The 13,681-nt window shown below is 73.3% G+C and carries 13 protein-coding genes; 5 read left to right on the top strand and 8 right to left on the bottom strand.

Features of this window, described 5'->3' with window-relative positions:
* Positions 1-58 precede the first annotated feature (58 nt).
* The 4 genes from DZF91_RS35675 to DZF91_RS35660 form a co-directional block, all read right to left on the bottom strand.
* A complete protein-coding gene (locus DZF91_RS35675; RefSeq protein WP_235834802.1) occupies positions 59-1,321 on the bottom strand; it encodes a sugar ABC transporter permease in 1,263 nt (420 codons plus the stop codon).
* A gap of 11 nt (positions 1,322-1,332) precedes the next feature.
* Positions 1,333-2,118 (bottom strand): ATP-binding cassette domain-containing protein, encoded by a 786-nt coding sequence (locus DZF91_RS35670; RefSeq protein WP_117361444.1) that lies wholly within the window; start codon positions 2,116-2,118, stop codon positions 1,333-1,335.
* A gap of 94 nt (positions 2,119-2,212) precedes the next feature.
* Complete coding sequence (locus tag DZF91_RS35665) at positions 2,213-3,295, bottom strand: sugar ABC transporter substrate-binding protein (protein ID WP_117361443.1); 1,083 nt, start codon at positions 3,293-3,295, stop codon at positions 2,213-2,215.
* A 527-nt stretch (positions 3,296-3,822) separates the two neighbouring features.
* Positions 3,823-4,134 carry a hypothetical protein gene (locus DZF91_RS35660; RefSeq protein ID WP_117361442.1) on the bottom strand — a complete coding sequence of 104 codons (312 nt, stop codon included), beginning with the start codon at positions 4,132-4,134 and terminating at the stop codon, positions 3,823-3,825.
* Positions 4,135-4,340: 206 nt separating this feature from the next.
* On the opposite strand from DZF91_RS35660, the gene DZF91_RS35655 reads away from it, so the two are divergent.
* Positions 4,341-5,021 carry a hypothetical protein gene (locus DZF91_RS35655; protein ID WP_117361441.1) on the top strand — a complete coding sequence of 227 codons (681 nt, stop codon included), beginning with the start codon at positions 4,341-4,343 and terminating at the stop codon, positions 5,019-5,021.
* 88 nt (positions 5,022-5,109) lie between these two features.
* Here the strand turns inward: DZF91_RS35655 and DZF91_RS35650 are convergent, their stop codons facing one another.
* Positions 5,110-6,180, bottom strand: coding sequence for a zinc-binding dehydrogenase (locus tag DZF91_RS35650; protein ID WP_117361440.1), 1,071 nt, complete (start codon positions 6,178-6,180; stop codon positions 5,110-5,112).
* 144 nt (positions 6,181-6,324) lie between these two features.
* Between DZF91_RS35650 and DZF91_RS35645 the strand changes: the two genes are divergently transcribed.
* The gene (locus DZF91_RS35645) at positions 6,325-8,868 is read left to right on the top strand and encodes a M14 family zinc carboxypeptidase (protein WP_158588120.1); all 2,544 of its coding nucleotides are present in this window, start codon (positions 6,325-6,327) and stop codon (positions 8,866-8,868) included.
* 115 nt (positions 8,869-8,983) lie between these two features.
* Here DZF91_RS35645 and DZF91_RS35640 read toward each other — a convergent pair whose 3' ends face one another.
* Positions 8,984-9,655, bottom strand: coding sequence for a peptidyl-tRNA hydrolase (locus DZF91_RS35640; protein WP_117361438.1), 672 nt, complete (start codon positions 9,653-9,655; stop codon positions 8,984-8,986).
* A 153-nt stretch (positions 9,656-9,808) separates the two neighbouring features.
* Here DZF91_RS35640 and DZF91_RS35635 point away from each other — a divergent pair, with 153 nt between their 5' ends.
* Positions 9,809-10,840, top strand: coding sequence for a hypothetical protein (locus tag DZF91_RS35635; protein WP_147341538.1), 1,032 nt, complete (start codon positions 9,809-9,811; stop codon positions 10,838-10,840).
* Positions 10,841-10,886: 46 nt separating this feature from the next.
* On the opposite strand, the gene DZF91_RS35630 is transcribed toward DZF91_RS35635, so the two are convergent.
* On the bottom strand, positions 10,887-11,474 hold the full coding sequence (locus DZF91_RS35630) for an HAD family hydrolase (RefSeq protein WP_147341537.1): 588 nt from the start codon (positions 11,472-11,474) through the stop codon (positions 10,887-10,889).
* Positions 11,475-11,639: 165 nt separating this feature from the next.
* Between DZF91_RS35630 and DZF91_RS35625 the strand changes: the two genes are divergently transcribed.
* Together DZF91_RS35625 and DZF91_RS35620 are read left to right on the top strand one after the other, a co-directional pair.
* The gene (locus DZF91_RS35625) at positions 11,640-12,305 is read left to right on the top strand and encodes a TetR/AcrR family transcriptional regulator (protein WP_117361435.1); all 666 of its coding nucleotides are present in this window, start codon (positions 11,640-11,642) and stop codon (positions 12,303-12,305) included.
* 181 nt (positions 12,306-12,486) lie between these two features.
* Positions 12,487-12,723 (top strand): hypothetical protein, encoded by a 237-nt coding sequence (locus DZF91_RS35620; RefSeq protein WP_117361434.1) that lies wholly within the window; start codon positions 12,487-12,489, stop codon positions 12,721-12,723.
* A gap of 101 nt (positions 12,724-12,824) precedes the next feature.
* Here DZF91_RS35620 and DZF91_RS35610 read toward each other — a convergent pair.
* On the bottom strand, positions 12,825-13,681 hold an 857-nt coding region (locus DZF91_RS35610; RefSeq protein WP_147341536.1), incomplete at its 5' end, for an MMPL family transporter.

Here is a 13,681-nt window from a genome sequence, read left to right as displayed (position 1 = left end):
CGGGGCCCCGCGGCGGCGGGGTCCCCGGGGCGCGGCCGGAGGCGCACCGTGCGGACCGCTATCGTCCGGTGGCCGACCGCCGCCGGCGCGACAGCGCGTCGATGCCCGCCGCCACCAGCAGCACGCAGCCGGTGATGAGGAAGTTGGCGTAGGCGTCCATGCCGAGCAGGCCGAGGCCGTTGTCGATGGTCGCGATGACCAGGCCGCCGAGGACCGCGTCCCGGGCCCGGCCGCGCCCGCCGAACAGGCTCGTCCCGCCGATGACGGCCGCGCCGACCGCGTACAGCAGCGTGTTGCCCGCGCCCGAGTCGGTCGCGACCGAGTTCAGCCGGGACGCCGCGACGATGCCGGAGACCGCGGCCAGCCCGGAGGCGATCATGAAGACCGACATCCGGATCCGGGTGACGTTGATGCCCGCGCGGCGGGCCGCCTCGGCGCTGCCGCCGACCGCGTACAGGTGCCGGCCGTAGGCGGTGCGGTCCAGCACGAACGTGGCGACGATGAGCAGGACGGCGACCAGCGGCACGCCCCACGGGATGCCCGCGAGGGTGACCAGCGGGCTCGGCGCGCGGTCCAGGCTGAGCACGAACGTGCCGAGCAGCAGGATCGCGGCGACGAGCGCGACCCGCGCGACGACCAGCTGCACGGGCTTGCCGTGCAGGCCGCGGCGGCGCTGCCGGTTCCAGCGCAGCAGCTGGCTGGCGGCGTAGCCGAGCGAGACCAGGACGGCGAGCGTCCAGCCGAGCCAGATCGGCATGTTCCGGTTGGCGAGCGCGACGATGACGTCGTCCCGGACCGGGACGGTGCCGCCCTTGCCGATCAGCTTCAGGGTGATGCCCTGCAGGCCGAGGAAGAGCGCGAGCGTCACCACGAACGACGGGATCCGGATGACCGAGACCAGCCATCCGATCGCCGTGCCGATGACGACGCCGGTCGCGACCGCCGCGATGACCGCGACGTACCAGGGCTGGCCGGAGTCGACGATGAGCTTGGCCATGACCGCGCCGCACACGCCGCTCGCGACGCCCGCCGACAGGTCGATCTCGCCCAGCAGCAGGACGAACACCAGCCCCATCGCGAGGATGGTGACCGGCAGCGCCTGGGTGAACAGGTTCGCGACGTTGCCCTTGGACAGGAACGTCTCCGGACGAAGCCCGGTGAACAGCACGAACAGGAACGCCAGCGCCAGGATCGCGGGGATCGCGCCCAGCTCGCCCGCGCGCACCCGCGCCCAGTAGTCGGAGACCGCGGAGCGCACGTCGTGCTGCCGGCGGTCGGCGGCGAAGTCGGCCTCCGCCAGCCTGGGGATGTCGGTGGACATCGCTTCCCCCATCAGATGGTCTCTGCCGCGGTCGTGGGAGCCAGCCCGAGGTCGCCGGAGCGGCCCGCGGTGATGAGCTCCACGACCTGGCCGTGGGTGACGTCGGTCCGCTTGACCTCCGCCGCGACCCGGCCGAGGTACAGGGCGGTGATGCGGTCGGCGACCTCGAACACGTCGTTCATGTTGTGCGAGATCAGCACGACCGCGTGGCCGGTGTCGGCGAGCCTGCGGACCAGGTCGAGCACCTGCCGGGTCTGCGCGACGCCGAGCGCGGCGGTCGGCTCGTCCAGCACGACCACCTTGGAGTCCCACAGCGCGGCCTTGGCGATGGCGACGGTCTGCCGCTGCCCGCCGGACAGGCTCGACACCTGCTGCCGGACGGACTTGACGGTGCGGACCGACAGCCGCGCGAGCGTCTCGCGGGCCTTCTCCTCCATCGCGTCCTCGTCGAGCACCACGCCCTTGCGCTGCTCGCGGCCGAGGAACATGTTCTGCACGATGTCGAGGTTGTCGGCGAGCGCGAGATCCTGGTAGACGATCTCGATGCCGAGTTCGGCGGCGTCGCGGGGGCCGCCGACCCTGACCTCGCGGCCCTCGAACTCGATCACGCCGGAGTCGATCGGGTGGATCCCGGCGATGCACTTGATGAGGGTGGACTTGCCCGCGCCGTTGTCGCCGACCAGGGCCATCACCTCGCCCTTGCGGAGCGTGAAGTCCACGTCGTGCAGCACGTGCACCGGGCCGAAGCTCTTGTTGACGCCGACCAGGCGCAGGACGGGGTCGCCGTTTTCTGCCACGTCATTCCCTTCGGGTTCGCCGTGCGCTCCGGCGCGCGCCCGGCCCGGTGGCGCGGGCCGGGCGCGTTCGCCGGTACTGCTCAGCGGTCGGTCGTCACTGGATGCCGGCGGCGCTGCACTTGGCCGCGTAGGCGCCCTTGCAGAGCTCGTCCTTCTTGACGAAGCCGTCGGTCACGACCTGCTTGACGTTGTCCTTGAAGACGCCGATCGGGGTCAGCAGCACCGACGGGACGTCGCGCTTGCCCTGCGCGTCCTTGGTGGTGCCGTTGGTCTCGCCCTTCTGGCCCTTCATGACGTCGATGGCGAGCTTGGCGACCGCGTCGGCCTCCTGCTTCACCGGCTTGTAGACGGTCATGCACTGGGTGCCGTCCAGGATGTTCTGGAGGCCCTGCACGGTCGCGTCCTGGCCGGTCACCGGGACCTTGCCCGCCTGCGAGTTCTTCTTCAGGATCGAGATGGCGGCGTTGCCGACGCCGTCGTTGGCGGCGAGCACACCGTCGATCTTGCCGCCCTGCTGGGTCAGCATCTGCTCGAAGATCGTGGCGGCCTTCTGGTTGTCCCAGTCCGGGACGGCCTGCTCGGCGACCTTCTTGTACGTGCCGACCTTGTCCAGGACGCTGTGCGCGCCCTGCGCGAACAGGGTGGCGTTGTTGTCGGTGGGCGCGCCGTTCAGGTAGGCGATGTTCGCCTGCTTGTCGCCCAGGCACTTCTGCAGGCCCTTGCCGAGCTCCTCGCCGACCTTCACGTTGTCGAAGGAGACGTAGTAGTCGGACACGCCGCCGAGGGTCAGCCGGTCGTAGTCGATGGTCTTGACGCCCTGCTGCTGCGCCTTGCGCTGCACGGCGGCGGCCGAGTTGGAGTCCAGGCCGTCCACGATCAGCACGGTCACGCCGTTGGTGATCATCTGGTCGGCGATGGTCTGGAAGCGCTGGGTGGAGCCCTCGGCGTTCTGGATGTCGTACTTGACGCCGGCGGCCTTGAACGACTGCTCCAGGAACGGGCGGTCGAAGCTCTCGTACCGGACCGAGGACTTGGTGTCGGGCAGGATCACGCCGATCTTGCCCTTGGCCGCGGCGTCGCCGCCGGACGCGCCGTCCTTCTTGTCGTCCCCGCAGGCGGTGAGGGTGAGGGCCGCCGCGGCGGTGACCGCCGCGAGGCCGATGATCCCCTTGCGCATGTGCCCGGGTCCTTTCTGGGGCGGCCGCGTCACTGCGGCCGGTGATCGGGGGTGGGAGTCGCCCGGCCGCTGTCCGGGGCTCCCCCCGACGACCGTGCGAAATGTTGTGCCCCGCAACTTATGTCGGCTTTGACAGTGATGCCACCCCCAGGGCCGGGTGAATTTGTTGTGAGCAGTAACAATCCAATAACGCCAGCTCAGCAGGGATGTGCCGGGCGCGATCAGGACGGACGCCGGGACCGCCGCCGAACCACCAAGATCAAGAAAAAGTTCGCCGCCCCAACATAAGTCCGCGCGGGACGCCCCTGCGCTCACGCGGGTGCGTCCCGCGCGGTCACGTGAGGGCGTCCCGCGCGGTCACGCAAAGGCGTGCCGCGCACTCACGCACGACCGTCCCGCGCGGCCACGCACGACCGTGCTGTGCGGCCACGCACGGTCGTGCTGTGCGCTCACGCGGGGGCGTCCCGCGCGTTCAGGCGCGGCCGTGCGGCGTGGCCGCCGGGACGGCGTGCGGGCGTCGGACGGGGTCAGTCGTGGGCGGCGAGGACGCGCTGGACGAGGTCGGCCGCCGCGGCGACCGCTCCGGCGGGGGCGAGGCGCTCGCCCCACGACCACCGGTACCACCAGCCGTCCGCGTCCTCCTCGGCCACGATGTTCTCGGTGAGGGCGGACGCGTCCGGGTTCGTCACGTGCAGGCTGGGCCCGTGGCCGTCCGGCAGGGCGAGCCGGACCCGCAGGCCCCGTCCGGCCAGCTCGTCGCCGAGCTCTTCCAGGTGTTCGACCCGCGTCTTGGCCGGCGCGGCGGTTCCCCTGTCGGTTCCCATGTCGTCAGGCGTCATCCTCGCTTCTCCCGTGGAATCGCGTGGCCCGACGAGCGCCAGACTGGCACGCCGCCGCCCCGGGCGCACGCACTGCGGGCCGGAACGCTCCCGTGTCCGGCCTGCTGGAACGTTCCGGGGGCACGCGCGAACCGATCTGCCCGATCATGTGTCTGATAATCGGGATATCGTGCGCGTGGCGGAGTCGAGGAAGGCGGGAAACCGGGATGAGTGGGGCTAATCCGGACTGGCGGGCCGAGCTGACGAGGCCGGACAACCCGCTCCCCCGACGGCCCGGCGAGACTCCGTCCGGCTCCGGTGAGCACGCCGGGCAGGGGTCCGGGCCGGGAGCGGGCGGGCCGAAGCCGAAGGGCACGTCCGCGTACTGGCACCGGCTGCACTACCCGGTCGGCGTCTTCCTGGTCGCGTACGGCCTGGCGAGCGTGGTCGCGACGGCCCTGTCCTGGAGCGACCGGCGCGACCAGGTCGCCTCCTACCTCGACGCGGGGGTCGCGACCACCGCCCTCGTCGGGGTGAAGGGCCTGGAGCTGCTGCTCGTCGCGGTCACCGTCGCCGGGCTGCTGCGCCGCAGGGACGTGTGGTTCCTGCCCGCGCTCGCCGGATGGATGGCGGGCTTCGGCGTGCTCTCCGTCCTGGACGTCCTGCGCGGCAAGTGGGGCGGCCTCGCGGAGCACGTCGCCTACCTGCTGATGTTCGGCGTCCTGCTGTTCGTCTCCTACGGCCTCGGCGTGAAGGCCCGCATCGGCCGCGGGCCGGGCGGGCCGGGCGAGGGCGGCACGCTCAGCCGCACCCAGGAACTCGCGCTCGCCGCGCTCAACCGCATCCCCCGCCCGTCTCCGCCGTCGCGCCCCTCGGGGCCGCAGTTCGGCCAGAGCCCGACCGGCTGACCGAGACCGCCCGCCGTGCCCCGGACGCCCTGACGGTGTCCGGGGCTCGTCGTTTTTCCCGACCGGACGCGGCCGGCTCGCGGCGGCCTCAGGGGCGGACGATGATCTTCGCGTGCCGCTCCGGGTCGGCGAGGTCCCGGAACGCCTGGTCCAGCCCGGACAGGCCGACCTCGCCGGTGATGATGGAACCGGCGTCGATGCGGCCGGCGCCGATGTCGCCGAGGGTGGCCCGGTACTCCTCCGGCATCGCGCCGAACGTGCCGCGGACGGTGATCTCCTTGGCCGCCGCGACGCCCGGCTCGACGGTGTCCGGCTGCATGCACACGCCGACGAGCATGACCGTCGCCCCGGCCGGCGCACCGTCGATGACCTGCCGCAGCACCCCGGGGACGCCGACGCACTCGAAGATGACGGCGCCGCGCGGCGCGGTGCCGAACATCTCGGCGGCGATCCGGTCGACGGTGGTCACCGGGACGCCGAACTCCGTCCACCGCGTGTACGGGGACGCGACGGCCGGGTCGACCACCTCGTCCGCGCCGAGGGCCTCGGCGAGGGCGCGGCGGCGCGGGGAGAAGTCGGCGGCGATGACCGGGCCGTGGCCGCGCGCCTTGAGCTGGGCGACGACGCCCAGGCCGATCGGCCCGAGCCCGAGCACGACCGCCACGTCGCCGGACGCGATGCCGCTGCGCGCGACGGCCCGGCCCCCGACCGAGAACGGCTCGGTGATCGCGGCGACCCTCGGGTCCAGGCCGTCCGGGACGGGCATCGCCAGGCCCTCGTTGAGGATCATGTACTCGCCGTATCCGCCGGGGAACATCGGCGCGTAGCCGACGATCCCCGCGCCCTGCGGGCCGAGCGCGATGGGCGGGCCGCAGACGGCCGTCCCGACGGGCAGGCTCCGCTCGGTGCCGGGGCCGAAGTCGACGATCTCGGCGGCGAACTCGTGCCCGAAGACCAGGCCGTCGCGCGGGTCGTACGGGGTGCCGCCGGAGCGCCGGGTGGTCTCCATGAAGCCTTCGGGGTCGGCGAGGGCGTGCAGGTCGGAACCGCAGATGCCGCACGCGAGCGTCCGGACCAGCAACTGCCCGTCCAGGGGCACCGGGTCCGGGACGTCGGTGACGGTGAGGGTGCCGTCCTTGGTCGTCAACGCGGCGCGCATCGGTTCCTCCCAGTGTTCGGTGGCGGATTCCCGCTCCCCGAACCGAACCACGTTCGCGTCCGCCGCGGTAGACCCGTGCGGCGGACGGATCTTGGCAGAAGTTGCCCTTGGTACGTCACGGCACATATGTCACGTTCCGAAGGCATGAGAGCCTCACGCCTGGCGGTGTCGCTCGTCGCGGCCGCGTCGCTCGCCGCGCCGGCCGCGCTCGCGCGCTCCGCCTCCGCCGCACCGCCCTCGTCCCCCTCCCCCGCCTCCTCCACCGCCACCGCCTGCGACCCCACCCGGACCGCGCCCGTCTACCGGGGCCGGGTCCCGTCCCCGAAACAGGTGCTCGGCATCGAGCTGGGCGACCGCGAGGTCACCGCCGCCGAGTCCGACCGCTACCTGGAGGCCGTCGCCGCGTCCAGCGAGCGCGTCGTCTCCGGGACGCTCGCCACGTCCGCCCAGGGCCGTCCGCTGAAGTACGCCATCGCCGGACGCCCCGAACTGCTCACCCGCGCCGGACTCGCGCGCGTGCGCGGGGAGGCGGCGGCGCTGCGCGACCCGCGCACGCCCGACGGGCTCGCCGCGCGGCTCGCCGAGCGGGGCGTGCCGATCCTGTGGGTCAGCGCCAACGTGCACGGCGACGAGCCCAGCGGCACCGACGCGGCGCTCCGCGTGCTGCGCGACCTCGGCGACCGCACCGACTGCGCCGCGCGGACGATCCTGGACAACGCGCTCGTCGTCGTCCTGCCCACGCAGAACCCCGACGGCCGGACGCTGAACACGCGCCAGAACGCTTACGGCTTCGACATGAACCGCGACTGGTTCGCGCGCACGCAGCCCGAGGTGGACGGCAAGCTCGCGATGCTCGACCGGTACCCGCCGGTGCTGTACATCGACGCGCACGAGATGGGCGGGACGTCGTTCTTCTTCCCGCCGAACGCCGACCCGATCTACCACGAGACGCCGGAGCAGGCGGTCGGCTGGATCAACGACGTCTACGGCGCGGCGATGGCGGCCGAGTTCACCCGCCGGGGCATCGACTTCTTCAACCGCGACACCTACGACCTCTTCTACCAGGGGTACGGCGACACGGTTCCGGTCACCGGCTTCCTCGCGGCCGGGATGACGTTCGAGAAGGGCGACGAGAGCCCGTACCCCGAGCGCGTCGCCGAGCACTACCTGACGCAGTGGGTCTCGCTGTCGCGGGCCGCGCTCGACCGGCGGCGGATCCTGACCGAGTGGCACCGGATGGCCGTGGACGCCTACCGGCAGGGCGAGGCCGGGACGCTGGAGCCGAACAAGGTCTACAACCCGCCGCACCAGATCGACCGGCAGGTCCCGGACCGGCCGGTCCGGCGCTACTTCCTGCGCGCCGACGACCCGGCGAAGGGACGCGAGGTCCGGACGATCGTGCGGCGGCTGCAGCGGATGGGCGTGCGGGTGGACCGGCTCGTCCGGCCGTTGAGGGTTCCCGATCTCAAGCCGTACGGACGGCCGGAGACCGCCGCGACGCTGCCCGCCGGGACGTACACGGTCAGCATGGCGCAGGGGCAGAAGCACTGGATCCAGGCCATGCTGAACGAGGACTCCTACACGCCGTTCCCGTACTTCTACGACGTGACGGCCTGGTCGATGCCGCTGCTGCAGAACGTCGCGGGCGGGTCGTCCGGCGCGCGGCTCCGTCCGGTGACCAGGCCCGTCCCGCCGCTGCCCGCCGAGAAGCCAGGGCACGCCGGAACCGCGCCGAAGGTCGGGATCCTGCAGCTCTCGGGGACGTCCTCCAGCGCGCGGCAGTCCGTCGGCTGGCTCCGGTCGCGGCTGGACCGGGAGTGGAAGGTGCCGTACACGCTGCTCAGCCCGGCCGACGTGGCGGCGGGCAAGCTCGCCGGGGTGCGGGTGCTGGTCGTCCCGAACGGCCCGGCGGCGACCGCCGACAAGGCGCTCGGTGACGCCGGACGGGCCGCGCTCGCCGCGTTCGTCCAGAACGGCGGCCGGTACGTCGGCTGGCAGGGCGGCGCGCAGCTCGCCGCGCGCGTCGGCGTCACGACCGACACGTTCACCGACCCGACCTCCGACGTCCCCGGTTCCCTGTTCCGCGTGAAGGTGGACGGCCGCAGCCCGCTCGCGCGCGGGGTCGGCGGCACCGCCTGGCAGTTCTACGCCTACGACCCGGTGATGCGGCAGAGCGACCCGGCGAAGGTCGCGGCCGGCTACCCGGCCGTTACCTCGCCGGACTGGTTCGTCTCCGGCTACGAGCGCGGAGCCGCCGAACTGGGCGGCACCGCGGCCGTCACCGACGAGCCGGTGGGCAAGGGCCGGACGGTGCTGTTCGGCGGCGAGCCGAACTTCCGCGCGTTCAGCGACGGCACCGCGAAACTGCTGTACAACGCGCTGCTCGGGCCGGACCCGACCGCCCGCGTGTCGGGCCTGGCGACGGCCCGTCCGCAGGCCGCCGCGAACGCTCCCCTCCAGGTCGAGTCCCCGATCCGGGTCTCGGTCAAGGCCGGCGACGCCGACCGGACGGCCGCGATCCTGCGGTCGGTGGGCGCGCGCTACACCGAGCGGCGGTCGGCCGGCGTCGTCCACTACGTGATCGACAACCCGGCCGGCCTCCCGACCGACCACCACCCGTTCGCGGGACGCCTGCCGTCCCTCGTCCGGCGGGCGGGCATCATCCCGGTCGCGGTCGTCCTGCCCTGACGGACCCCTGTCCCGCCGACGTCCGCCCTGCCGGGCTCCCGTCCCGGCGGCGCCTGCCCTGGGGACGGCCTGGAGGTTCGGGCCGTCCCCGGGGCGGAGGGCGCTCGACGGACGGTCAGCCCACGATCCAGGCGATGGCGGTCATCGTGCCGGGCGGGACCTCGGTGAAGCCGCCGTCGCGGACGGCGACGGTGGCACGGTCCACGCAGTCGTGCCAGGGGACGTCCCGCGCCAGGTGGACGCGCAGGCCGTTCTCCAGCCAGCGCTTCCGGGCGCGCCCGCCCGCCTGCCGGAGCAGCAGGTGGGCGGCGTGCCCGCACTGGGCCGCCGCCTTGCCGGTGGTCATGGTGACGTCCGGGTTCAGCGCGATCGCGGCGTACGGGCCGTCCGGCGGCGGAAGGGGCTCCTCGGCGGGCGGCTGGTCGAGCCCGGCCACCTGGAGCTTGGCGATCTGCGGCGGGACCTCGTCCATCGGGCCGGGCGGGAACGCGCGCGCCTGCGCGCCGTACGCCTCGGCGGTGACGCCGGGCAGCTCCTGGACCTCGGGCCAGCGGATCCCGCGGGCGCGGCGCGCCACCTTGCGGATGCGCCGCGACTCCCAGCCGTGGACGCGGGCGTGCCACTCGCCCTCGGGGCCGTCCGCGCGCGGGTCGGTGAGCAGCCGCACCACGGCCGTCGCCGCCGCCGCGCAGACCGCGTCGTGGCTCGGCGGATCGGCCTTCTCCACGCGCACTACCAGTTGCATCGCCCAGGGCGGGTCGTCGAGCGGGTCGTAGTCGGGTCGCACGCCTGGAGTATTCCAGTTCCAATCTCCCGCCCCGGACGCGACTTCACCGCCACGCATCGGGGTACGGCTCACATATCGCTCCGGCGCCGCAGGGGACGCGGCGCCGGACGGCCGGTGAGGGAGCCGAGCGGCGCGAGCGGGTCGGAGGTCGCCGTGGCCAGTGGAACCAGGAACGAGTCCATTCCCGGGGTCGGGACGTACTTCGTGGGCATCGACATCGCGCCCGGCCGCTACCGCTGCGAGGACGGCAGGGGCGGCTGGTGGGTGCGGTTCACCGGGCCGGGCGGCGACGAGCCGGTGGGCTCGTGGCCGCTGCCCGCCGGGCCCGCCGAGATCGACATCTCCCCCGGCGACTTCGCGTTCGAGACGCACGTCCGCACCTCCTGGCGGCGCGTCGCGGACGCCGGGACGGGCCGGACGGAGCCGCGCCCCGTCCCCGACCCGACGCTGCGCGCCGAGCTCGACCCGCTCGTCCGGCGCCGCCGCCCGCTGGTGGCGGTCGCGCCGTTCACGGTGCTCGGGGCCGGTTTCGCGGGGATGCCGGTGCTGGGGGCGATGTGGCTGCTCGGCATGACGATGCTGGCGGCGCTGGTCGCGATCGGCTCGCCGACGTTCTTCCTCGACCTGCACCGCGCGCACGAGCTGGACAAGCGCCGCGACCGCTTCGTCATGCCGGACGAGCTGGACGAGGAGGCGCGCTCCCTGCTCACCCGCACGCAGGCGGCCGTGGACGCCGTCCGGGAGAGCCAGGTCAACCGGGAGGGGATGCTCGAACGGGCCGAGAACGCGCTGGTCCTGCCGCGGGAGGAGTGGGAGGTCGCGCGGACCCTGGCCCGCCAGTCCCGGCTGCGCGCCGAGGTGGCGGAGCCGGAGGACGAGCTTCCCGAGGTGGCCGCGGCGCTGCGCGGGCTGCGGGAGAAGCTGGAGCTGTCAGTGGCCGCCGTGACCCGCCGCGTCGAGGCCCTGGAGCGCTACGCCGAACGGGTCCGGGCCGCCGACGAGGTTTTGCGCGCGCAGCGGCGCGTGGCCGACCTCGCCGAACGCGCGCACGAGTACGACGCGCTGCTCGCCGAGACCGTCCGGGACGACATGGCGCTGCCGGAGATCGAGCGCCTGACCGGGCGCAGCGAGGACGTCCTGCGGGTGCTGCGCGAGCGGCTGAAGGAGTCGGCCCCCGACGAGTAGCACCCGAGCGCGCGGGCCGCGCCGCCTGCCTGCCCCGGGGCGGTGGTCAGAGGAGCAGGGACGCTACCTGGTCGGGGCCGGTGAAGACCTCGGCGGTCATCCCGGTCCCGCGGGCGGCGAGGACGTTGCGCTCGGCGTCGTCGAAGAAGACGACGTCGGACGGGCGGACGCCGAGGCGCGCGGCGCAGATCTCGTACGCGCGCGGGTCCGGCTTGGCGACGCCGATCTCGCAGGAGTACACGCGCTCGGTGAAGTGCGCGAGCCAGTCGCCGTGCTTGGCCTCGAACCGCGGGACGAGATCGGTGATGATGTTGGAGAGCAGGCCCAGGGTGCGCCCGCGGGCGGCGAGGTCGGCGACCAGGTCCACCATGCGGTCGTCCACGTCGGTCCAGCTGTCGAGGTCGGCCTCGATGAGCGCGGGGACGTCGGCGAACCGGACGCCGAGGCGGGCCGCGACGTCCGCCCAGTAGTCGGCGCTGTCCCGGCCGGCGTCGTAGGCCGGGCGGCAGGCCCAGTAGGCGCTCCAGAAGGGGTCCCCGGAGACGCCCGCGAGGTCCTCGATGCGCGCGCGGGCGGCGTCGGTCTGGGTGCGGGCGATCACGCCGTAGAGGTCGAACACGATGGTTTGGGACATACCGACCAGGCTAGGGTCGGGTCCCGCCGCCCCGCACCGCCGGTCTCCGCCGCGTCCCCCGCGGCCTGCGCCGGACGGGCTTGACCAAGCGCTGGATTTGCACCTCGGGGACACGGTGGGCGCGGATTTGAGCAAGCGGTTGGGCGGACGCGGCATAATGAGAGCGTGACGACCACGAGCACTAATTCCGGACGACCGAAAGCAGGCGGCGGGGAGCCCGCCGCCCGACGGCGCGGCAGGGGCTCGTCGGCCGCCGCGTCCGAGCGGCGCGAGCACCTGGTGAAGCTCGCCGCCGAGCTGTTCGCCGAGAAGGGCTTCCAGGCCACGACGGTGCGCAACATCGCCGACGAGGCGGGCATCCTGTCCGGCAGCCTCTACCACCACTTCGACTCCAAGGAGTCGATCGTGGACGAGATCCTGTCCGGGTTCTTCGAAGAGATCATGACCCGGTACCGCGAGGTCATCGACCGCGGCGAGGACCCGCGCGCCACCATCGCGGGGCTGGTCCGCATCGCGTTCGGCACGCTGGAGCCGCACCGCGCGGCGATCACCGTCATGCAGAACGACTGGAACTACCTCAAGGGGATGGAGCGGTTCGCCTACCTCACCAAGTCCGAGGACGAGGTGGAGAAGATGTGGGTGGACACCATCAAGGCCGGCCAGGAGCAGGGCCTGTTCCGCGCGGACGTCGATCCCAAGCTCACCTACCGGATGATCCGCGACACCGTGTGGGTCGCCGTCCGCTGGTTCAAGCCGGGCGGACGCCTCGACGCGCAGGGCCTCGCCGAGCACTACCTGAAGGTCATGTTCGACGGCATCAACACGCACTGACCCTCGGCACACACCGACGAACCCGCCCGCCGCGCCGTCCGCGCGCGAGCGGGTTCCTCGTGTGTGGGGCGGGCCACACCCTCCGGGGCCCCCGGTGCTTTTCGTCACACCTTGCCAAGTTAGGGTCACACGCGAAGCAGCGGGGATGTTGGGACCGATGAGTACTTGGGGGGAGGGCGGCATGACGGGATCACCGGGGCACAACACCGCCGGGCGCGAGGAACCGCCGCCCGCGGAGCTGCGCGACGCGATGGCGCGCGGCCTCCAGGGGCAGTTCCCGGGCGTCCGGGTCTGGTACGGCGAGGCCACCGGCTCCTGGTGGGCCATGGTGCCGCTGCGCTCGGGCCCGCGCCTGGTCGAGGCCGACACGTCCCAGCAGCTCCGCGACGCCATCATGAGCGCCCGCTCCTACGGCTGACCCGCCCCAGGCCGACCCGCCCCAGGCCGACCCGCTCCAGGCCGACCCGCTCAAGCCGCTCCAGGCCGACCCGCTCCGGGCCGGCCCGCTCCCGCGGCCGGTCAGTGGCGGGCGGGCACCGGGGGCTCCACGGCGTGCCGCGCGCGGCGGCGGCGCACGAAGCCCGGCACCCACCAGTTGGCCTCGCCGCACAGCTCCATCAGGGCGGGGACGAGCAGCATCCGCACGACCGTCGCGTCGATGAGGATGGCGACGCCCATGCCCAGGCCGACCTGCTTGACCGCGACGTCCGCGCCGAGCAGCACCGACAGGAAGACCATCATCATGATCGCCGCGGCGGCGGTGATCACCCGCGCGGTGCCGGCCACGCCGCCGGCGACGGCCTGCCGGGTGGGCATGCCGAGCTCGTGGTTCTCCCGGATCCGGGAGACCAGGAAGACCTCGTAGTCCATGGAGAGCCCGAACAGGATCGGGAACATGATCATCGGGACCCAGGTGGCGACCGGCATCGAGGTGGGGAACCCCAGCACCTTCCCGGCCCAGCCCCACTGGACGACGGCGGTCAGCACACCGTAGGCGGCGGCGATGGACAGCAGGTTCATCAGCGCGGCCTGCACGGCGACCACCACCGAGCGGACCAGCGCGACCAGCAGCAGCAGTGAGAGCCCGACGACGACGGCCACCAGCCAGGGCAGCCGGCTCTGGACGTTGTCGGCGAAGTCGATCGAGGCCGCGTTGGGTCCGCCGACGAACACCCTCCCGGCGAGCGCGGTGTTCCGGGTGGCGTCCGGCACGACCTTGTCGCGCAGGTGGTGCACGAGGGTCTGGGTCGCCTCGTCCTGCGCGCCGGTGCGCGGGTAGGCGATGGTGACCGACGCCTGCCCGTCCGGGCTGCGGCGCGGCGGCTGGACGCCCGCGACGCCCGGGGTGGCGCGCACGGCGTCCGCGACCGCGGCGG

Origin of the sequence: Actinomadura logoneensis (genome assembly GCF_003428695.1) — a bacterium.
Classification (GTDB): Bacteria; Actinomycetota; Actinomycetes; order Streptosporangiales; family Streptosporangiaceae; genus Spirillospora; species Spirillospora logoneensis.
Note: the sequence above shows the minus strand (reverse complement) of the source record. Positions and strands in the feature narration are given on the sequence as shown.

Coding starts and splice junctions, on each gene's coding strand:
- DZF91_RS35620 (WP_117361434.1), top strand. CDS start 12,487: ATGACGGGATCACCGGGGCACAACACCGCCGGGCGCGAGGAACCGCCG.
- DZF91_RS35655 (WP_117361441.1), top strand. CDS start 4,341: ATGAGTGGGGCTAATCCGGACTGGCGGGCCGAGCTGACGAGGCCGGAC.
- DZF91_RS35660 (WP_117361442.1), bottom strand. CDS start 4,134: ATGACGCCTGACGACATGGGAACCGACAGGGGAACCGCCGCGCCGGCC.
- DZF91_RS35645 (WP_158588120.1), top strand. CDS start 6,325: ATGAGAGCCTCACGCCTGGCGGTGTCGCTCGTCGCGGCCGCGTCGCTC.
- DZF91_RS35650 (WP_117361440.1), bottom strand. CDS start 6,180: ATGCGCGCCGCGTTGACGACCAAGGACGGCACCCTCACCGTCACCGAC.
- DZF91_RS35630 (WP_147341537.1), bottom strand. CDS start 11,474: ATGTCCCAAACCATCGTGTTCGACCTCTACGGCGTGATCGCCCGCACC.
- DZF91_RS35665 (WP_117361443.1), bottom strand. CDS start 3,295: ATGCGCAAGGGGATCATCGGCCTCGCGGCGGTCACCGCCGCGGCGGCC.
- DZF91_RS35675 (WP_235834802.1), bottom strand. CDS start 1,321: ATGTCCACCGACATCCCCAGGCTGGCGGAGGCCGACTTCGCCGCCGAC.